This window comes from Deltaproteobacteria bacterium, from assembly GCA_016933965.1.
Taxonomy (GTDB): Bacteria; Desulfobacterota; Syntrophia; order Syntrophales; family UBA2210; genus JAFGTS01.
The window spans coordinates 1-20328 of the sequence record JAFGTS010000041.1; the positions used below are offsets into that span (position 1 = coordinate 1).

Sequence of the window (20328 nt, forward strand, 5' to 3'; positions counted from 1 at the left end):
GTGAGGGTCCTTCCCGGCCCGGCATGCCAGATCACGATGCCGGCCACGTCCCTGCCTTATAACAATGCTATGAATACACGATATGGAAACACTCCTGTCGGAACACTTCATCAATCAACACCCCGGCGCATCAGGGCACACAGAGCCGCTTTCATTATTTCCGGGTACCTGATTGTTCTGTACGAAAAATGACGGCATGAACACTGCTCCCCCCCACGAAGAGAAACAAAACACCTTCTTTTTCAGCCTCATACACAACCTCAACTGATCACTCAACTACCGCCGCAACAGGCTCCACGACTTAAAGATGAACACGAATCCACAACACAGCTCACAAAGCGTTAAGATGCTGAAATCACTGCCTATTAAAGAATGTGCCTTTAAGGATAAGCTCAGCGGTAAAAAAAGTCAAGAAAAAACTTATATTTTTAAGAAGTTGCCTAATACACGATATTGCATTTTCAGTGCGCTGAAAAATGTTCAACATGGAAAATGAAATTCTTTCAATTCCCCGTTTTTAAGGTTTCTTTCGCCCCATGGATGGTAGCACATGTCACCCTGGTATCACCCTCAAGTATCAGGTAAAAACTAATAGGGGGAAAAGGATTATGGGATTGCGGATCACGGATTATTGGTTTAGGGTATTCCGGTGAGATCGCCGCGCCGCTTCGCGGCTCGCGATGACGTCAAAGCGGATGTGGTTCGCTCATTCATCGGCGTTTTTCATCTCCCTTAAATCTCCCCCAACCCCTCTTCGTCAAAGAGGGGGGTTAAAACGGGCATTTTGTCGCGCCCTGAAAAGCACCCGACAAATCGGGCAACAACGAAAAAACGAATTGTGATCCGCAATTGCAATCGGACGTCCTTGTCATAAAGCCTCTTTTCCGATACAGTAAGCTGCCTTTACGTAACAGGGCCGAAGGCGGTCCCGGAGATCCCGGGCGCGGAACGAGGAAATATGAGCGGTTCGAGGGAAACGATCAAGGAATATACGGTACTTTCGGTCCCGATCCTGGTCGGCGGCTATCTCTTTCTCAATCCCTTCCCCCACGTGACCGCCCTTCAGGAGATCTGTTTCTATCTTTCCATAGCTCTCACACTGGTACTGGCGGGGACACGGTCGCTGCGATTTTCCTTTGAAAGCCCGCTCACGGCAACCCTGGTTCTTTACGTGCTCTGGTCCTTCGCCAGCGTTTTCTGGGCACGGGACCGGATGAACGCCTTTCACGACTTTTACACCCACCTTATTACCTATATTATTCTTTACTACCTGCTGGTGAACGTCTTTACCGGCCGGCGGCGCGCGGCCATCCTGGTTTCCGTCATCGCCGTTTCGACGGCGACCTTCTCCCTCGGTGCCATCGTTTACTTCTACCAGGTCATGGGAAATCCCCTGCAGGCCCGGCTCTATCCGGACCCCCAGGTACAACCCAACATGATCGGCATTCTCGTCACCTTCGGGGCGATCCTTTCACTTCTCGCGTCATTCACCGCAAAGCGGGTCCCGGCCCGTGTCATCTGTATCATCTGTTTTCTGGCGAACCTCTCCGCCACGGCCCTTACCTACTCGCGGGGCGCCCTGGCCGCCCTCAGCCTGTCGCTGCTCCTCTTCTTTTCGACGAGCGTCCGGCGACTCCTGCTGGTCCTCCTGGCAGGGGCCCTCATCCTCGTTCTGATGGTCACCGTTTCCCCCGGTTTCAAGCACCGCCTGTCACCGGAGAGCATCAGCCGGGACGGCCGGGTCACGATCATCCTGACCGCCTGGGAGATCATTAAAGAGCACCCGCTCAGGGGGATCGGGTTCGACATGGAGGCATTCAAAGAGCAATGGCGCGAATACAACACACGGCTTCCCAAAAAATTTCAGATCCGCCCCTATTCCCACACTCATAATTTCATCCTCGATATTACGGTCCGGACGGGGCTTATCGGCCTGGCACTGTTCTTGGCCCTTCTCATCATCTGCGTGGCCCGACTGTGGAGGCTCGCCCGAAGTGGAACAGACCTCTTCGTCAGGCGCACGGCACTGGGCACCCTGTCCGCCCTGGCCGGCCTGCTCGTGGCGGGCATGACGGGAAACATCATGAACAATCACAAGAGCGCGATCCTGCTCTATGTCGTGTTCGCCCTCATGACGATACTCTGGAAACTCAACGAATCCCTCACCGCGGGCGGTGAAGGCACGGAGGGTCCTTCTCAGGCGGGAGAATAGCGGATATGCCGGTCGACTGATGATTCCTTCACGAACCCCTCGGCGACAAGCTCCACGAGGTGCACGAAGGTTTCGTTGAGGGCAAGGAACGAATCGAACTCGGAAAGCTCACCTTCGAAAATATCCTGTGCGATACCATACGTTGTTCTGGGCTCTCTGCGGAGCGCGTCAAGGATGAGGTCCTTGCGGACATGGTGGTGTTCCGTGATCTCATCGACCCGCTTCGCCAGATCGGGGAAAGGAATGCCGTGGGCCGGGCAGACCAGCGAGACGGGCAGGTCCCTCACCCGTGCGAGGGAATCGAGAAAAGCCTCCAGGGGATGGTATGAAGGATCAAACAGATCGGGGCCGATATTGGGCGTGATGTCGGGGAGCACGTGGTCGCCCGAAAGGAGCACGCCTTCGCCGGGAAAATAGTAGCACATGTGTCCCGGGGCATGGCCGGGCGTAAGGATCGCCGTGGCGGGCCGTCCGCCGATGACCGTTTCTCCGGGAATGACGATCTCGTCAACATCAAAGGGTGCCGTCACTTTCCTGAACATGCCGAAGATGCGCTGGATCATGGCGATCGTCTTTTCCGGAAGCCCGTGGCGTGACAGGAACTGTGTCGTCACTGCCACCATCCGGTCCTCTTCATCGCGGACCCTGATCAGGTGGGCGCTGTCTCTATCCGACATATGGATGACGGCACCCGACCGTTCTTTCAGAATGCCGGCGCAACTGCAGTGGTCCGCGTGAAAATGGGTCAGGTAGATGTGCCTGATGTCGGAGGATGAAAGACCGATCGACGCCAAGCAGGTGTCCAGAAGATTGATACTTTCCGGTATGTTGAGCCCCGTATCGAAGAGAACGGCGCCGTCCTCGCCGGCCAGCACGAAGACATTGACATGCTCGAGCCGGAAGGGCATGGGAAGGGTTATCATGTAAAGGTCCCGGGCTATCTCCCGCATGGGAAGCCCCGGTCCCTGCCGCGGGTTTTGTATCATTGGTACCGGTCTTTCCTCGTCACCGCCTGTTCGCGTGCTGAAGGGATATACTACAATGGAGGCTGTTTCAAGGAAAAACTGGAATACGGATTACGGATTACGGATTATGTGGATTATCGAAAAAAGGCCACCGGAACATCCGGCGGCCTTTTCACTGATCCGTAATCCGTTAATCCTGTTATCCCGTAATCCGTATTCCTCTAATCCGTAACCCCCTACCTAAACAGACTCCGCAGCCTCCGGTCCCGGGCGAGCGCCGGGTTCTCGGCGACCATAAGCCTCGCATCGATGACGCTGATGACCCCGTCGCCGTTCATGTCGCAGAGCGGATTTGCCGTGGCCGGCTGGTTCAGGAGCGAAAGCAGAATGGAGAGGTCGTCCCCGTCCACATCCCCGTCTCCATCAGCGTCACCAGGACCCGCGTCACAGGCATCGCCGATACCGTTATCGTTCGAATCCGCCTGGTTGGGGTTATATACATCAGGACAGTTGTCCTCACTATCAGCTACCCCGTCGCAATCGGTGTCCAGGTAATAGGCGGTCACCAGAACATCGTCGACCCACACATATTCATTAAGGTCGACCTTTCCGTAGATCCGCAAGCCGAAAGAACTGATGAAGTACCAGGAGGCATCGGCAAGGGCGATGGTATCGCTGTAATTAAGCCACTGGTCCGAGGAGGCGTTTCCGATCTCTTCTATCCCCTCACAGCCGTCATAGCAATAATAGACCCATAGGTCATCACTATCGTCAACTCCATGTATATAGTACTTAAAGGATATGTCGGCACGGTACGCACCGGTCAGGTCGATGGCATTCGATTGCAGCTGCACCCATGTCCCGTTACCATTATAAAAGGCGATTGGGTCCGATCCAAAGTAAGTGAAATTCCAATTCCCATGCGTTTGCCATTTGTCCCATGACATTGCATCAAAATCGTCCTCAAAGACATCGACGCCGGCGAGGCATTTACACCGGCAGTCCACACAGACCTTGTCATCACCGCAATCACCGTTGTTCGCGCATTCCGCTTCAGCCTTACGAGGATGGGTGCAGATACCGCCTTGACAGAGGTCATCCGTACAGGGATTGCCGTCGTCCGCGCAGGCCGTTCCATCCTCCCCGGGTGGATGGGTGCAGGTGCCATCTTGACAGAGGTCATCCGTGCAGGGATTGCCGTCGTCCGGGCAGTCGTCATCGTAACAGCACTCAACGACTATGGCATCCGTCAGCGTATAATAGTTGCTGTTATAAACACTACAATTGTCCTCTGAGTAAACAATAAAAGACACATCATAGGTACCCAGAGCATACGGCGCAGTAACGTTGAATGTTTCGGTAAAAGAAGTAGACGTGTTTGGATCTGAGTAGTGATCAGGTGTATTCACACACTGCCCGGGGCTGCCTTCAAAATTATATATCGTGGCCTTCCAATCACTGCTATCGCCTCCGAGACTGCTACACAATACTGTTATTCCCAACGTGATCTCCTGGCCGGGGCACACCGTTACACTGTTCCCGCCATTCACCGTTGCCCCGGTTATGGTTCTCCCTGCATGGCTTACACCGGGGGTCAGGACGAGGCCGATGACCAGGAAAGCCAGCACGACAAAGGCCGACGAACACCCTCTCCGTGAAAAAAACCCCACGAACATCTTTTGCATGATCTCCTCCTTTTGTATCTATCCTTGCACAACACTTTTCCTGTTCATGACCGCGCCTTTGCCCGGGAACCAGCGTCACTTCGGCGAAACATCCGCTTTCCTGTGATCTCCTTAGTCCGTCAACACCGTTGTAATGCTGAACTTCGTATAAAAAAACCACTACATACCGCCGGACGCCGCCAACACTTATTTTTTCAGTTATTTCGGTCATCTATACACCTTCTGTACGGCAAGTCAAGTGAAAAGATATGACTGGGATTGGAAATTTGGGAAAGGGGATTAACGGATTAACAAATTAACGGATTAACGGATTAACGGATTAACGGATTAACGGATTAGATAGGTTAGTGGGTTAGTGGTGTTCCGGTGAGATCGCCGCGCCGCTTCGCGGCTCAATGACATACTCGGGTTGTCATTCCCGCGCAGGCGGGAATCCAGGGTACTAAACCAACAAGGAGGGTAGCACAATGAGGTCATTCCCGCGCAGGCGGGAATCCAGGCCTTGTCGTGTATATACAAAAGACCCTGGATTCCGGATATCCGCTGACGCGGATTCCGGAATCACAAAGGGTAAAATCTCCCCCAACCCCTCTTTGTCAAAGAGGGGGGCAAGGACGATCATTTTTTGTCAAAGAAGGGAGTAAAAACGAGCATCTTTGCGAATGATGGGGAGCAAAGACGGGGATTACGGATTACGAGTCATGATTCCCGAATCCCGTTTTTCCGAACTCAGGCACTCAATTATTATTTCTTGACAAAAAAACCCAAGTATGATGAAAGAACTTCCTTTGTATAATCCAAACGGGGTCAGGACATGAAGAAAAACATCACAACCGTAAGCAATATCAAGCGAAAGAGGACCCACGGTTTTCGTGCCAGGATGGCCACCAGGGCCGGGAGACAGGTGCTCAGCAGACGACGGGCAAAGGGAAGAAAACGTCTTACCGTGTAACTGACAGGGCCTGCTGCAAAACGCGCGCCCGCCGGTATATGTGCGCAATGGCTGGGCAATCACTGGAAAAGAACGAGAAGGTACGAAAAAGGAAGGATTACCAGGAGGCATACGACAAGGGGGTCAGATACAGGTCGGAAAACTTCATCGTCCTCGTAAAGGTAAATCCGACGGGAGCTAAGAGGCTGGGAATAACGGTCAGCAAAAAGGTGGGGAAAAAAGCCGTTATACGAAACAGGATTAAGCGTCTGATTCGAGAGTTTTTCAGATTGAACAAAGACAGGTTCCCTGATTCTAAAGATATAGTCATCATCGCCAGGAATGATATATCTTCCTTTACCTATCAGGACGTATGTGTCGAGTTTGAGAAACTCTTCGAAAAAACGTAGAACACATGCGGATTCTGGAAAAAATACTGTTATATTGCATACGTGCCTACCAGGTGGTGCTGTCCCCCTGTTTGCCTCAAAGTTGCCGTTTCTATCCGACCTGCTCCGAGTATGCCGTCATGGCCATCAGGCGTTACGGGCCCCTGAAAGGGTCACTGTACGGCCTGTGGCGGATACTGCGGTGCAATCCCTTTAATCCCGGCGGTTATGACCCCCTGCAGTAAATACCGATGAACCACTGGAGGCTCCCTCAATGGAAAGCAGGACGCTCCTCGCTATAGTGCTTTCGCTTATCATCCTGATAGGGTACCAGTACTTTTTTCTCAAACCGCAGCCGCGCGACCAGCAGCCGACGCCGCAGCAGCAGGAAGAAGAGCGGCAGGAGACCGTCACCGGTGAAGGTACTGTGACGGCCGCGGAAGAAACGGTAACCCCGGCGTTAATCAAAAAACCTATTCAGATCACGGAAGACACGACCTCTCAGGGCGCCGACGTGACCGTCCGGACGCCTCTCTACACGGCCGTTTTCAATACGAAGGGGGCGGGGCTCACCTCCTTCAGGCTGAACGATTACCGAAGCACGGTGAATGCCGATTCGGAACCGATAGAGATCGTGGACGTGCGCACAAACATGACGCTGCCCCTGTCGGTCACGTTTCCGGAATCGAGCATCACCGTCCCCGCAGAGGTGATCTATGAGACCGATGAATCCGTCGTTGACCTGACTCGATCGGAAACTCCCCGTGACCTCATCTTCTCCTGGACCTATCCAGGTGAGGTGGAGATCCACAAGGCCTACACCTTTCATCCCGATCGATATGCCTTCGAACTGGAGGTGAGGATACTCAACCTGTCCGGAGAAACCCTGAAAGAGAACGCCCTCCTGAGCTGGACCCGTTATTACGATCCCGAGGTCAAGCAGGACCGGTACAGTCATGAGGGACCCGTCGGATACGTACAGGATGATTTCATATCACGGAAACTGAACAAGCTCGACGAGGCCGAATTCCTGGGGCCCGGCGTTTCCTGGGGCGGATACGAAGATAAGTATTTCATCGCCGCCCTGATCTCCGAGCAGCCGTCCCTGACCAGTCTCGTGATAGCAAAAAACGGGGAAAGTATGATCTCCACAGGCCTGGAAGGACCCCGCAACATCGTCCCGCCGGGGCAATCGGCATCATACCGCTATACCCTGTACGTGGGTCCGAAGGAGTACGACCTCCTCAAGGCACAGGGCGTGGGTCTCGAGGATTCCATCAATTTCGGGTCCTGGATAAAATGGCTGGCCCTTCCGCTCCTGAAAGTACTGAACTTCATCTATGATTACGTTCACAACTACGGCGTTGCCATCATCATCCTTACCATACTGATAAAGCTCATCTTCTGGCCCCTGGGGAACATGAGCTACAAATCCATGAAGGAGATGCAGAAGCTGCAGCCGAAGATCAAGGAACTCCAGGAGAAGTTCAAGGAGGACAAGGCGAAGCTCCAGCAGGCGACCATGGAGATGTACAAAAGCCACAAGGTAAACCCCATGGGCGGATGCCTTCCCATCTTCATCCAGATACCCGTCTTTTTCGGGCTGTACCGGGCCCTTCTGTACGCCATCGAACTGCGGCACGCCCCCTTCTACTTCTGGATACAGGACCTGTCCGCAAAGGACCCCTATTACGTCACGCCCATCATCATGGGCGCCACTATGTTCCTCCAGCAGAAAATGAGCCCGGCACCCGGCGGAAACGAGATGCAGCAGAAAATGATGATGTGGCTGCCGGTGATCTTTACCTTTCTCTTTCTCAACTTTCCATCCGGTCTCGTCATATACTGGCTCTTCAACAACATTCTCAGCATCGGCCAGCAGTATTACATCAACTCGATAAAATCATAGCGTCAAGAGGTAACAGCAATGAAGGAAGCACGAGAATTTGAAGGAAAAACGATCGATGAGGCGATCGATACGGCCTGCAGGGAGCTTCAGGTGCTGCGGGAAAAATTGAATATAGAGATCCTGTCCGAGGGGACCCAGGGTCTGTTCGGGCTCGTGGGGGCGAAAAAGGCGCGTATCAGAGCAAGCCTCATATCCCTCGACTTCGACACGGCCGAGATGAGCATGACCGCTGAACCCCCGTCACGGCCGGAACCGGCACCGGTCGAGAAGAAACAGGCACCCGACGAGAAGAAACAGACATCTGTCGAGAAGAAACCGGCACCCGGCGCGGATGAACAGGCGGGCAATGCTGAGCTTGAAGCTCAGGCGCGGGAACTTCTGCAGGGGATGCTGGAGAAGATGGGATTCGATTTCCCCGTGAGCGCCAGGAACACAGAAGAATACCTGCTTCTCTCGATCGAGGGAGACGGCAGCGGTATTCTCATCGGGCGGGGAGGACAGACCCTTGACGCGATGCAGTACGTCCTCAACAAGGCGCTCGTCAGGAACGGCCGCGAGGGAAAACGGATCGTCCTCGACACGGAGAACTACCGGGAGAAAAAAGAGAAGAACCTGATCGCGCTGGCGGAAAAACTCGGTGAAAAGGTCAAGAAAACGCGAAAGCCCATTACATTGAATCCCATGAACGCCCATGACCGGCGAGTCGTTCACCTGGCATTGCAGAATATCCGCGGGCTCGTGACGAAAAGCCGCGGCGACGGCGCCATGAAAAAAGTGGTTATTATCCCGAGCAGAAAGAAATAAGACGGCCTCAAAAATAAAATCCGTCGGCGAACACAGAGTGATATGAGCCTGGCGCGGGAACAGACGATAGCGGCGGTCGCGACCCCTCCCGGAACGGGGGGGATCGCTATAATCCGCGTCAGCGGCCCCGGCGTCGAGGCCATCGCCCGAAAACTCTTCCGTCCGAGACGCCCCCGGAGAACATTCCGGAACCATCACCTCTACAACGGCACCATCGTATCCCCGGCAACGGGGGGCGCGATCGACGAGGTGCTGATCAGCATCATGCGCAAACCCCACTCCTACACGGGTGAGGATGTGCTGGAAATCCACTGCCACGGCGGCCCCTTCATCGTCGGCGCCGTTCTTGAGGAAGTGTTCCGGGCCGGTGCCCGGCCGGCGGAACCGGGTGAATTCACCCGAAGGGCCTTTCTGAACGACCGGCTCGACCTCGCCCAGGCGGAAGCGGTGGGAGACCTCATCGCGGCCCGGACCGACCAGGGGCGGGAACTGGCGCTTCGCCACCTGTCGGGCGCCTTGTCCGATATGGTCGTCCGCCTGAAAGCCACCCTGGTCGATGTGCTGGTCCATCTCGAAACGACCATCGATTTCGCGGAGGAAGAGGGGCACCTGCCGCCCATGGATGAACATACCATCCGGCTTTGTGCCATGATCGATGAGATCGACACCGTTCTGGCGACCTGGCGCGAAGGAAAGGTCCACCGGACCGGTCTCGCTGCGGTCATCGCGGGCAAACCCAATGTGGGAAAATCAAGCCTGCTCAACAGGTTCGTCGGAAAGCGGCGGGCCATCGTCACGGAAATACCCGGAACAACAAGGGATTTCATCGAGGAAACGGTCTTCGTCGAAGGGATAGCGGTGCGCTTCATCGACACGGCGGGCATCCGCGACAGTGATGAAGAGATCGAACGGGAAGGCATGCGGTTCGTCTGGGAAAAAGTGTCCGATGCCGACCTCGTGCTCGTCCTTTTCGACGGAAGTATTCCTCTCGACCATGAAGACATTGAGATCATTAAAAGAATAGGTGACCGCCCCGTTCTGGCCGTCATCAACAAATCGGACCTGCCGGCGGCCTTCACGGACGGGCAGGTGCGAGACATCCTTCAAGATACCGAACCGCTTCGCATATCGGCAAAATACGGCGAGGGCATGGACCGTCTGAAAAAGCGCATCCGGGAAGCGGCGATCGGTCATCAACACAGTGTTTCAATAGACCTGATCCTGGGAAACCTCCGGCACAAGCTGGCACTTGAACGGACCAGGGCACTCGTCGAGAATGCCCTGCGGGGCATCGAAGAAGGCCTTTCACCGGAACTGCCCGCCCTCGACGTTCGGGAAGCGCTTGACGCCCTGGGCGAGATCGTGGGAGAAACGACGACGGAGGAGGTCCTGGACCGGATATTTTCGACGTTTTGTATAGGGAAGTAAATAAAGGGGCAAAGCGACAAAGTGGCATAGTGGCATAGTGAAAAACACAAAAGATGAAATATTAGATCCCCGAATCCCGTTTTTCCCTTTGTCGCTCTGTCGCTTTGCCCCTTTGCCCCTGATAAAAAGAAACGGAGTCCCCAATGGAACGCTACATTCACGAACCGATTGAAGAGGAAGTACGAACGATCTCCGGAGGATACCGGTACGTCAAGGAGGAGGTCCTTCCTTACCGGGATCGTGATATTCTCTGCCTCGTCGGCGTCGGTCACGTCGACAACTCATGCTGCGGCGTGGGCGGGTGCATTTTTATACGCATACCGGGCTACATCCTGTCATGGAAAGAAACGACGGCCGACGGGAACCCCGTCAGCACCGTCGAGCCCATTGTCGAAGAGGCCGAACAGCGCGATATCGAAAAGATACTTCAAGCCACCTATCCCGCTGCCCAGGTGTATTTCTCGATGGAACGCTATTAAATCCATAAACACCGGCGTGCTCGGGTTTGAATCATCCTTTCGCGCAGAGGGGTATAGAGGCGAAGCCATCACACGAATTTCTGAAAAGATTGCCGCGCCGCTTCGCGGCTCCATTGACGTCATAACGGATGTAGTTAGCCGATTTATCGGCGGTTTTCCCCTCCCTTTGTAAAAGGGAGGCCGGGAGGGATTTATACAAAAGCAAATCTCCCCCAACCCCTCTTTACAAAAGAGGGGGGCAAAGTTGGGGATTACGGATTACGAATCCCGATCTCCCTTTGCCACTTTGTCGCTTTGCCACTTTGCTGCTTTGTCGCTTAACCACTTTGCCACTTTGTCGCTCAGTCGCTTTGTCGCTCTTATCCAGTTATTCTTCCATTCCTTCGATGAGCGCCATCACGTTCCCACCGAGGATAGCGTGGTTGTATCCCCCCTCGAGGATGGCGAAGCAGCCGCCACCGCTCTTCCGGCTCGCTTCCCTGACCATACGGCCCATCTCGCGGTAGTCCTCGGTGGCGAGGACGCCGCCCCAGTCAAGCTGATGGTTGTCGAAGCCGGCCGATATCCCGATGATGTCGGCATCATCGGGGAGGGCTCGTTCCACTTCCCGCAGATAGGCGTTGCGGTCCGATGACGAGGGGTTCAGGATATCCACGTACCCGGAATGGCCCAGGATATTGACGGTGCCGTCGCCGAAGTGAAGGTCGAAATCAAGGATGAAGGCCTTCCTGATCTTCCCTTCACGTTTCAGCTTCGAGATAGCGATGGCCATGTTGCTGAAGTAACAGAATCCCCAGGCGCTCCCGGCCGAGGCATGGTGTCCCGGCGGCCTGATCAGGGCGAAACAGGGCTCGGAAAGGCCCGTCTCGGCGGCCTGGATCGCGCCGCCCGCGGCCAGGGCCGCGATATCATAGAGGTCCTGCCTCCTGACATGCTCGATATGGGTCTCGGTGTGACAGGCGGCGATATCCGCCCGCAGGGCGGGGACCGCTTCCACGATCGTCACCCGGCCCTTGAACGCCTGCATGACCGCCTCGATGCGACCCGAAGACGCCGCCGGATCGTAGGTGTAGGACTGGTAGAAATCCGTGTGAAATATGACCTTCATTGGATACCTCCCATTCTGAGTGCCTGAGTGCCTGAGTACTGGTTTTTACTCCCCTCTTTTGCAAAGAGGGGTTGGGGGAGATTTGCTTTTGTATAAATCCCTCCCGGCCTCCCTTTTACAAAAGGGAGGGGAAAACCGCCGATAAATCGGCGAACTACAAACCAACGCGAACACATGTATGCAGTTCCCCGAATAACGTATCACGGTCCACAAATAAGGGTTCCCGTTTTACGTTTTTCCCTTTGTCGCTCTGTCGCTTTGCCATTCAGTCACTTTCCCTTTATCAATCAAGCCTCTTCCTGAACCGCCGGGCGGCGCCGTTGAAGAGGACCAGACCCAGGACGGTCAGGGCGAGATACTGGTGCCAGAGGGCGGAGAGCCCCACTCCTTTCAGGAATATCCCGCGGATGATGACCAGGATGTATCGCGCCGGGTTCAGGTAGGTGAGCACCCGGACCAGCGGCGGCATGTTCTCTATGGGAAACACGAACCCGCTCAGCATGAAGAGGGGGAGAATGAAAAAGAAGGTGGTCATCATGGCCTGTTGCTGTGTGGAAGAGATGGTCGACACGAAGAGGCCGATGGCCAGCGTGCTCAGCAGGAAGAGCAGTATCCCCAGGAAAAGAAGGGTCACGCTTCCCACCAGGGGGATGTCGAACCAGAAGACGGCGAAGACAATGACCAGGCACATCTGGATGATAGAAATAATGATATAGGGGATGGTCTTCCCCAGGATCAGGTCTGCGGGGGTAATGGGCGTCACGATGAGCTGCTCCATCGTGCCGATCTCCTTTTCCTTCACAATTGCCATGGAAGTGAAGAGCAGCGAAAGGATCATGATCAGGAAGGCCACGATCCCGGGAACGAAGAAATTCCGGCTGTAGAGGTCCGGATTGTACCAGGGCCGTATCCTGGCGTCGATCCGACCGTACTGCAGGCGGTACGGATACAGCTCTCCCAGGAGTTTCCGGTTGAGATCGTTGATAACCATGGTCGTGTAGGCGATCATCATTGATGACATGTGGCTCCTGGTCCCGTCGGTAAGGACCTGTACCGCCGCCGTTTCACCCTTTCTGATGCGACCGCTGAAGTCGGGCGGCACCTTGACGGCGATATCGATCTTCCGCTCCAGCAGCCTGCGCTCCAGGTCGCTGGGCCGGTCGGGAGTGAAGGTGACGTCAAAGGTCCTGTTCGCGTTCAGTGTATCGAAGAGCATGCGGCTTTCACGGGTCATCGACTGATCAAGGAACCCGACCCGCACGGTCCGCACATCGGTGGTCATGACATACCCGAAAATGAGCAGTTGAATGAAGGGAACAATAATAAGGATCGGGCGGTTCCGTTTGTCCCTGAACAGCTGGATGAACTCTTTTCGCACCATTTCCCGGACCCGGAGCAACCTCATATCAGAGTCCCTCCTTTCTGAGCTGTTCATAGGTCAGCATGGCGAGAACGAGAGACATGATCGTCAGGACCAGGTAACTGGTCCACAGATGGGAGAACCCCAGGCCCCGCAGATAGAGGCCGTTCATTATGTCGATGAAATACCGCGCTGGCACGATATAGGTAATGAGCTGCAATATTTTCGGCATGTTGATGACGGGAAAGACAAAGTCGGACAGCAGGATCGACGGCAGAAAGGTCGTGAGGATGGCGCCGATATTGGCGACGAGCAGTGATTTGCTGATAATGGATATCATGAGGCCCAGGCTCAGGGCGACGGAAAGATAGATGGACGAGGCGAGGACCAGGAGCCAGAAATTCGATTTCATGACGACGCCGAAAAGGACCTGCCCCATGAAAACGGCGGCCAGCAGGTCGATCATGCCGATGATGAAGTAGGGAATCGCCTTGCCGAGAAAGAACTCCCCGGCACCGAGCGGGATGGAACGGATCGTTTCCATCGTCCCGTTCTCATATTCCCGGGCAATCACCAGGGAGGTCAGCATGGCGCCGACGATCATGATGATAACGGCGATAATGCCGGGAATGATGAAATTCGTGCTTTCCAGGTCCTCGTTGAACCATACCCGTATCCTGCCCTCCACGGGCGGCCGGATATCGGCCAGGCCCTGCCGGTTGAGGAAATCGGAGAGAAGCGCCCCGTTATACCGCTCCACGAAGCCCGTCATGTATCCCATCGATATGCCGGCCGTGTTCGGATCGCTCCCGTCGATCAGCACCTGAAGCTGGGCGTCGCCGCCGGCATGGATCCGTGATGACCAGCCGGCGGGGATTATGATGACCATGGTGGCCCACCCGTGATCGAGATACTGATCGACCTGTCCCTCATGGGAGAGGTGATCGGCAACATGAAAATAGGGGGAGGCATCGAGGTGCCTGGTAAAATCGCGACTGAGTGGGCTCTTGTCATGGTCGAGGACGGCCATCGTCACATTGTTCACGTCCAGGCTGAGAGCATAGCCGAAGAGCAGTATCAGGAACAGGGGAATAGCGAAGGCGAGATAGAGGCTCCGGTAATCCCGGATGAGGTGGTAGAATTCTTTCCTGGCGACGGCCCTGACTCGTTTCATATATATTCCTTAAAACAGTGCCTGAGTGCCTGTTTGTTTGCCCCCCTCTTTTGCAAAGAGGGGATGGGGGAGATTTTTCTTTTGTATAAATCCCTCCCGGCCTCCCTTTTACAAAGGGAGGGGAAAAGCACCCGATGAATCGGGCAACTACAAAAAACGTGTCTCTGTCCGCGAACACTGATTCCAACTCTTCGTTTTTCCCTCTGTCGCTCTGCCACTTTGTCGCTTTGCCCCTTTGTCACTTCACGGCCATCAACGCCACGAAGGCGTCCTCCAGGTTCGCCCCGGCGGTGTCCGGCAGGGTTTCCCGGACGATCTCTTCGGGGCTTCCCGTTGCGACGATGATGCCCTCGTTGAGCATGACGATCCGTTCACAGTTCCGCGCTTCGTCCATGTAATGGGTGGTGACGAAGACCGTCATCCCTTCCCCGGCCAGTTTCCCGATGAAATCCCAGAAGTGGCGGCGTGTGAGCGGGTCAACGCCGGATGTAGGTTCATCAAGGAAGAGTATCTCGGGTCGGTGAAGCAGGGCGCACCCCAGGGCGAGGCGCTGACGCCATCCTGTTGGAAGGTCCCTCGTGAGCCGGTCCTTTACCGCCGACAGGCGGGCAACTTCCAGGACCCATCCTATCCGGTCCCGCCACTGTACCGGGGGAACATTATAGACCCCCAGGTAGAACCTTATGTTCTCAAAGGGCGTCATGTCCTCATAGAGTGAAAATTTCTGGGACATATAGCCGATGGACTGTTTTATCTTCTCCGGTTCCGTGGTGATATCGAACCCCGCGACGCTGCCCCGGCCCGCCGTGGGGGTAAGCAGGCCGCAGAGCATCCGGATGGTGGTCGATTTACCCGACCCGTTCGGCCCCAGAAAGCCGAAGATCTCTCCCCTTTTCACGGAAAAAGAGATCTTGTTGACCGCCGTGAAATCGCCGAACCGTTTTTCAAGGTCCGCAACGCAGATGGCCTCAGAATTTGAAACTGTCATGTGCCAGGTCCCTGTCGAATTGCTGAATCCGGTGAATGATCGCCTCCTCAAGATCGGGCATGTCCCCCCGTATAACGGCGGGATTTCCCGAATCGATGACCCGGGAGTTGTGCATCAGGGCAATCCGGTCGCACTTCTCACCCTCGTCCAGGTATGCCGTCGAGATCAGTATGGTCATGCCGTCTCGTTTCATCTGAAACAGAATATCCCAGAATTCCTTGCGCGAAACCGGGTCGACGCCGTTCGTGGGCTCGTCGAGAATGAGGACCTCCGGCTGGTGGACCAGGACGCAGGCAAGCCCCAGTTTCTGTTTCATGCCGCCCGACAGGTTCCCCGCCAGTCGATCCACAAAGGGACTGAGATTGGAAAATGCGAGAAACCGTTTTTTCCGGGCCCTGCGCTCAGCCCCGGAAACGCCGAAGATATCCATGAAAAAATCCATGTTCTCACCGACCGTAAGGTCCTGGTACAGGCCGAATCGCTGGGGCATGTATCCGATCATCCGCTTGATGTCATCACGGGAGGTGACCACGTCGCGACCGCCGATGGTGATCCCGCCGTCCGTCGGCGGGATCATGGTGGCCACCATCCGAAGAAAGGTGGACTTTCCCGCACCGTCGGAACCGACGAGACCGAACATCTCCCCTTTCTCAACGGACAGGGAAAGGCCCTCTACGGCACGGATATCGCCGAAGGTTTTACTGATATTTCGCGCCTCAATGAAAGACATAATACATCAGTGACAAAGCGACAGAGTGGCAGAGCGACAGAGTGTGCTATGTTCTATCTTTTAACTTCTTGATCATGACAGATAACATTCTCTCTAATTCTCTGCTTTTCTCATCAATCTTGCGAAATAACGATTCTTCCAGCAGATTGAGACTACAGGCAATCTCCAATTGTGTCTGAAGTTCAAACAGTGAACCCGTCGATATTGACAGAAACCGGATGTATTCACCTGTTGTCCGTCTGCCGAATCCCTCGGCAATATTACTTGGTATGGAAACGGCGGAACGTCTCAATTGTGTCTTCAATCCAAATATTTCCTCACCCGGGAAACATCGCGTGATCTCATATATCCTGATTACCAGCTCCATCCCCTTCTGCCAGACCAGTAAATCTCTGAATGTCTTTACCATCGATCATCCCCCCCAATATCATCAAAAGACCCTTTTTCTTCTATGTCACACTGTCTCCTTTTCCCTCAGTCGCTTTGTCGCTTTGCCACTCTGTCACTTCAGGATCGCATCCGCCGGGATTCCTGTCTTGAGCTCCAGGTCGGGGTTCGGGATGAGCACTTTCACGAGATAGACCAGCTTGACCCGTTCCTTGTGGGTCTGGATGACCTTGGGCGTGAATTCCCCCTCGGGGGAAATGAAGGAAACCGTGCCCCGGTAGATTTTTCCCGCAAAGGTGTCTATGGTGACATCCACGGCCTGGCCGGGTTTGACCGTTCCTATGCGGGTTTCATCAACGAATATCTTCAACTCCACCGTGGAGAGGTCGGAAAGGGTCAGCACTTCCCGCGACGGAGCGACCACTTCCCCGAGCTCGATGTTCCTGCTGGTAATGATACCGTCGAAGGGTGCCCTCAGGCGGGTCTGCCGCAGGTGGATCTCCGCTGACTCAAGCGCCGCACGGGCCGCCTGCAGCTGTGCCCTGGCCATTTCTATCTCCTTTTTCGCTGTATCAAGCCGCTGCAGGTTGCTCTCGGCCTGACGCAGTATCGCTTCCGCCTCGGCACGCTGCGCCCGGGACGTTTCAAAATGGAGAACCACCGTTTCCCAGTCCCGGGGGGAAACGACATTCCGTTCCAGAAGACTGGCGTACCGATCCCGGTTCCTGCGTGCCTCTTCAAGTACGGCACCGGCGCTCTCAACCCCCGCCTTCGCCCGGGCCACATCGGCGGGCAGGGTTTTCTCGTAGAGGGAAAAAACGGATTCAAGCTGGGTCACCCGGTTCACCGCGGTCTCCACGTTCGCCCGCGCCTGGTCGACGCCGGCACGGTACTCGGCATCGTCAAGCTCCGCCAGCATCTCGTTTTGCCGTACCGCGGAGCCTTCGTCCACGTATACCTGGACGATCTTTCCGCTCACCTGAAACGAGAGCTGGGAACGTGTCGCCTCGACGACACCCGAGTAAAGGTCGGCTTTGGAATTGGTTTTCTGTTGCCCCTGATAGACAAGGATCCCGACACCCACCAGAAGAACGATGACAGCAATAAAGATGAGCCGCTTTTTCAAAAGTCTCCCTCCTTGTTACGGCCGTTCGTCACAATGACGAAGAATGAAGCCGAGCGCAGCATATGGACCTTTTACAGGATCGTCATTTCTTCTCCAGTATAAAGAACCGGTGATATACATTCTGCGGTATGGAACGATTGACGGCAATGCGGAATCCGGCACGCTCCATATCCGCCACGATCCTCTTCAGCGGATACCCCCGAACGCCGATCTCCCAGTAGTGACTCCGTCCAGCCGGCCTCTCATAGGGGGGATACCGCTGCATATCCCTGAACATACCAAAATAGGCGTCTTTCTTCATCCATGGCAGATGTACCCTGAAATCGAAGTATTTTCTTCCCTGGGGAAGCGACAGGAGAACATGCTTCCCGGCTATCCGGTGGAAGGATCGCAGGCAGGGGGAAAAATGGTCGTATTCCAGGTGTTCCAGCACCTGAAATGAAGCGACCAGATCGAAGGACGCGTCCCTGAACGGTAGGGCCCTGATGTCCGCCGTGACATCGGCGGCGACGTCCCGTGAAATATCGCAGGTGAGGATGGAATATCCCATGTCCCGCAGGATGGAAGACATGATGCCGTCACCGACACCCAGCTCAAGGATGCTGCCCGGCCGGCACTCGGAAATATACTGCATCTGCCAGTAGTAACTGATCCACCGGCTGTATCCGATCTGCTTGTAGTACGTGCCGTTGTTCCTTGAGAGGATCATCGGTGCTCCACCTGTCGAAGGTCCCGTGAATCCCTGAGGACGGAACCGCGCCGCCCTCTTTCGGCCCGGTCAGGATGACACCAGGTACTCTATCAGATCATAGAGCGTGACCGTACCCGGGTGCCGCTTCTTCCGTTTCCTGCTGCTGTATCGATGAACCACCTGAAAGGGCCTGCCGGTAATACTTTTTTCCACCCATTGATAGACATCCTTCCGGCGATAGCATTCCCTGAAGAGCCTCATGACCGGGCCCCTGGCGTCCGGCTCAAGGTCCTCGGAGAGGGTCACCAGCATCTTCAGCACCTCCCGCGAGGCACATTGCCGGAGCGGCTCCCAGGGCCTTCCCATCTCGAAATCCACATGATAAAAGGAATTCCCGGCAAATAGTATATTTCGGGAGTTCGCGTCAATATGAAAAAGCAGGGGTTCATTCGTGCGAAAGGCCTCATCGTGACGCCTGGCGACCTCGGAAAAGAGCCGTTCCAGGCATGCCCGGCGTTTGGCAGGATCCATACCCGGGTCCCGGACCGCCTCACGAAGGGTCATGCCCTCTATGAAGGTCGTGGCCAGCAGCGGCAGCGGCGAGAGCTCGGGCATCGGGTTCCCGACGATGACGGGTACCGCATAACCCCGTTCCCGCCAGCAGCGCAGGGTCACTTCTTCAAAGGCCATCCGCTTTCGCGGTGATGTGTACTCCACGGGTTGCCGGACTCCCAGCGCCCCCAGGAACTTTCTTATCTCATAGGCCGCTCTCGGCCGCTTCGGGCCGTATATCTTCAGAAACACCGACGACCCTCCCCGGGGGATCCGGTAGCAGGCGTTGGAATGGGCCGATTCTATTCTGAACCCCTCGAGCCGCTCCAGTATGTCTTTTCTATCCGCTTTTTCTGAAGACATAGATGAGGTCCTGGCTGAAAACCGTGGGCCAGAGCCATGCCCTGACGGTCTTTTTCGGTGTCGTCAGCCGGTGCCTGGTGAAGCCCTGCACCGTCACCATGTTCTCAAAATCGGGGCCCGTCTGGAAATTGACATGGGCGCCGGAGATCGGCGGAAACGTCCCGGCCAGAAATTTCAGACGGTGATGATAGTAGCAGATATTCGGAATGACCCCCATGAACCATCCGCCGTCCCTGAGCCGGTCTCGGACACTCCTCACAAATGCCGCCGGATCGTCGAGATGATGGACGATCCTGCTGGCGATGATGCAGTCCATCTTTTCGGGGTACTCGGGCAGGCCCCCGTTCAGGTCACACCGGCGTATGCGCGTTGTGTCAAAATCATAGAGCTCAAAGGCCTTTTCGGAAAGCTCGATGCCGTACATCTCGTACCGGTTGGCAAGCTCGCGGAACACATGGCCGGGGCCGACACCGCAGTCAAGGACCCGGGCATCGCCCGACCCGAGAAGGGCACGGACCTCTTCGATGATCTTCCGGTGAACATCAGTGAACTGATAGTGCCCGTCCTTGAAACGCTTATCCCAGTAAGCGTCATAATCAGAGACACCGTATGATCTCATGGTCCCTTTTCCCGACATGTTCCCACCCAGTCAAATATCCGCTTCATCTGCTTTTCGTACGTGTATTCGGCAAGCACCCGCCGCTGCCCGGCCCCGGCGATCCGGCGCCGCTCGTCGTCGTGCGCCAGATAATACCGGACCTTCTCGACCATCTCATCGTCCCCGTCAAAAACATCGAGCTCCTCGCCCACCGCAAAGGCATGCTCCACGCCGGGCGTCCGCCGGCAGAGATAGAAACCGCCGCACCCCATCACGGCAAAACAGCGGTTGCTCAGATACCGTCCCGTAATCGTAATGTCCGCGTCCTCACCGAGAAAGACCTTTGTCGTTCCGATGACGGAGGCGAAGTCCTTCATGAACACCTCGCGGCCCGCCCAGGCACGGTGAACCCCGCCCAGAAAATACCGCAGGTTCTTCACCTGCCGGGA

The 20328-nt window shown here is 55.4% G+C and carries 21 protein-coding genes; 8 read left to right on the forward strand and 13 right to left on the reverse strand.

Annotation, left to right across the window (positions count from 1 at the left end; genetic code table 11):
* The first annotated feature begins 958 nt into the window (after positions 1 to 958).
* Complete coding sequence (locus tag JXO48_09575) at positions 959 to 2212, forward strand: O-antigen ligase family protein (protein ID MBN2284126.1); 1254 nt, start codon at positions 959 to 961, stop codon at positions 2210 to 2212.
* On the opposite strand, the gene JXO48_09580 is transcribed toward JXO48_09575, so the two are convergent.
* Together JXO48_09580 and JXO48_09585 are read right to left on the reverse strand one after the other, a co-directional pair.
* Entirely contained in the window at positions 2197 to 3198 is a 1002-nt protein-coding gene (locus tag JXO48_09580) for an MBL fold metallo-hydrolase (protein ID MBN2284127.1), read from the reverse strand. The two genes, JXO48_09575 and JXO48_09580, sit on opposite strands and share 16 nt — an antisense overlap.
* A gap of 215 nt (positions 3199 to 3413) precedes the next feature.
* A complete protein-coding gene (locus JXO48_09585) occupies positions 3414 to 4862 on the reverse strand; it encodes a hypothetical protein (protein ID MBN2284128.1) in 1449 nt (482 codons plus the stop codon).
* Between the two features lie 814 nt (positions 4863 to 5676).
* On the opposite strand from JXO48_09585, the gene rpmH reads away from it, so the two are divergent.
* The 7 genes from rpmH (at position 5677) to JXO48_09620 (ending at position 10802) form a co-directional block, all read left to right on the forward strand.
* The gene (rpmH, locus tag JXO48_09590) at positions 5677 to 5814 is read left to right on the forward strand and encodes a 50S ribosomal protein L34 (GenBank protein ID MBN2284129.1); all 138 of its coding nucleotides are present in this window, start codon (positions 5677 to 5679) and stop codon (positions 5812 to 5814) included.
* Positions 5815 to 5861: 47 nt separating this feature from the next.
* Entirely contained in the window at positions 5862 to 6203 is a 342-nt protein-coding gene (gene rnpA, locus JXO48_09595) for a ribonuclease P protein component (GenBank protein ID MBN2284130.1), read from the forward strand.
* A gap of 14 nt (positions 6204 to 6217) precedes the next feature.
* Positions 6218 to 6427 carry a membrane protein insertion efficiency factor YidD gene (gene yidD, locus JXO48_09600; GenBank protein ID MBN2284131.1) on the forward strand — a complete coding sequence of 70 codons (210 nt, stop codon included), beginning with the start codon at positions 6218 to 6220 and terminating at the stop codon, positions 6425 to 6427.
* A gap of 29 nt (positions 6428 to 6456) precedes the next feature.
* Entirely contained in the window at positions 6457 to 8091 is a 1635-nt protein-coding gene (yidC, locus tag JXO48_09605; protein MBN2284132.1) for a membrane protein insertase YidC, read from the forward strand.
* Between the two features lie 18 nt (positions 8092 to 8109).
* Positions 8110 to 8895, forward strand: coding sequence for a protein jag (locus JXO48_09610; protein MBN2284133.1), 786 nt, complete (start codon positions 8110 to 8112; stop codon positions 8893 to 8895).
* A gap of 42 nt (positions 8896 to 8937) precedes the next feature.
* Positions 8938 to 10323, forward strand: coding sequence for a tRNA uridine-5-carboxymethylaminomethyl(34) synthesis GTPase MnmE (gene mnmE / locus JXO48_09615; protein MBN2284134.1), 1386 nt, complete (start codon positions 8938 to 8940; stop codon positions 10321 to 10323).
* 143 nt (positions 10324 to 10466) lie between these two features.
* Positions 10467 to 10802, forward strand: a complete 336-nt coding sequence (locus JXO48_09620; GenBank protein ID MBN2284135.1) for a hypothetical protein — start codon at positions 10467 to 10469, stop codon at positions 10800 to 10802.
* A gap of 367 nt (positions 10803 to 11169) precedes the next feature.
* On the opposite strand, the gene JXO48_09625 is transcribed toward JXO48_09620, so the two are convergent.
* From JXO48_09625 to JXO48_09675, 11 genes are all read right to left on the reverse strand, one after another.
* Positions 11170 to 11910 (reverse strand): histone deacetylase family protein, encoded by a 741-nt coding sequence (locus JXO48_09625; GenBank protein MBN2284136.1) that lies wholly within the window; start codon positions 11908 to 11910, stop codon positions 11170 to 11172.
* Positions 11911 to 12193: 283 nt separating this feature from the next.
* Positions 12194 to 13315, reverse strand: coding sequence for an ABC transporter permease (locus JXO48_09630; protein ID MBN2284137.1), 1122 nt, complete (start codon positions 13313 to 13315; stop codon positions 12194 to 12196).
* A 1-nt stretch (position 13316) separates the two neighbouring features.
* Positions 13317 to 14444: an ABC transporter permease gene (locus JXO48_09635; GenBank protein ID MBN2284138.1), complete on the reverse strand. Its 1128-nt coding sequence runs from the start codon at positions 14442 to 14444 to the stop codon at positions 13317 to 13319.
* A gap of 238 nt (positions 14445 to 14682) precedes the next feature.
* Positions 14683 to 15432 carry an ABC transporter ATP-binding protein gene (locus JXO48_09640; protein ID MBN2284139.1) on the reverse strand — a complete coding sequence of 250 codons (750 nt, stop codon included), beginning with the start codon at positions 15430 to 15432 and terminating at the stop codon, positions 14683 to 14685.
* Positions 15413 to 16162, reverse strand: a complete 750-nt coding sequence (locus JXO48_09645) for an ABC transporter ATP-binding protein (protein MBN2284140.1) — start codon at positions 16160 to 16162, stop codon at positions 15413 to 15415. Before JXO48_09645 ends, JXO48_09640 begins: the two co-directional genes overlap by 20 nt.
* 46 nt (positions 16163 to 16208) lie before the next feature.
* Positions 16209 to 16571 (reverse strand): four helix bundle protein, encoded by a 363-nt coding sequence (locus JXO48_09650; protein MBN2284141.1) that lies wholly within the window; start codon positions 16569 to 16571, stop codon positions 16209 to 16211.
* 93 nt (positions 16572 to 16664) lie between these two features.
* Positions 16665 to 17675, reverse strand: a complete 1011-nt coding sequence (locus tag JXO48_09655) for an efflux RND transporter periplasmic adaptor subunit (GenBank protein MBN2284142.1) — start codon at positions 17673 to 17675, stop codon at positions 16665 to 16667.
* Positions 17676 to 17757: 82 nt separating this feature from the next.
* Positions 17758 to 18384 (reverse strand): class I SAM-dependent methyltransferase, encoded by a 627-nt coding sequence (locus JXO48_09660; GenBank protein MBN2284143.1) that lies wholly within the window; start codon positions 18382 to 18384, stop codon positions 17758 to 17760.
* Between the two features lie 69 nt (positions 18385 to 18453).
* Positions 18454 to 19281: a hypothetical protein gene (locus JXO48_09665; protein ID MBN2284144.1), complete on the reverse strand. Its 828-nt coding sequence runs from the start codon at positions 19279 to 19281 to the stop codon at positions 18454 to 18456.
* Positions 19259 to 19900, reverse strand: coding sequence for a class I SAM-dependent methyltransferase (locus JXO48_09670; GenBank protein MBN2284145.1), 642 nt, complete (start codon positions 19898 to 19900; stop codon positions 19259 to 19261). The genes JXO48_09665 and JXO48_09670 overlap by 23 nt, the downstream gene beginning before the upstream one ends.
* Positions 19897 to 20328: glycosyltransferase family 1 protein (locus JXO48_09675; protein ID MBN2284146.1), on the reverse strand; the 432-nt coding region annotated here is incomplete at its 5' end. The genes JXO48_09675 and JXO48_09670, both read right to left, overlap by 4 nt.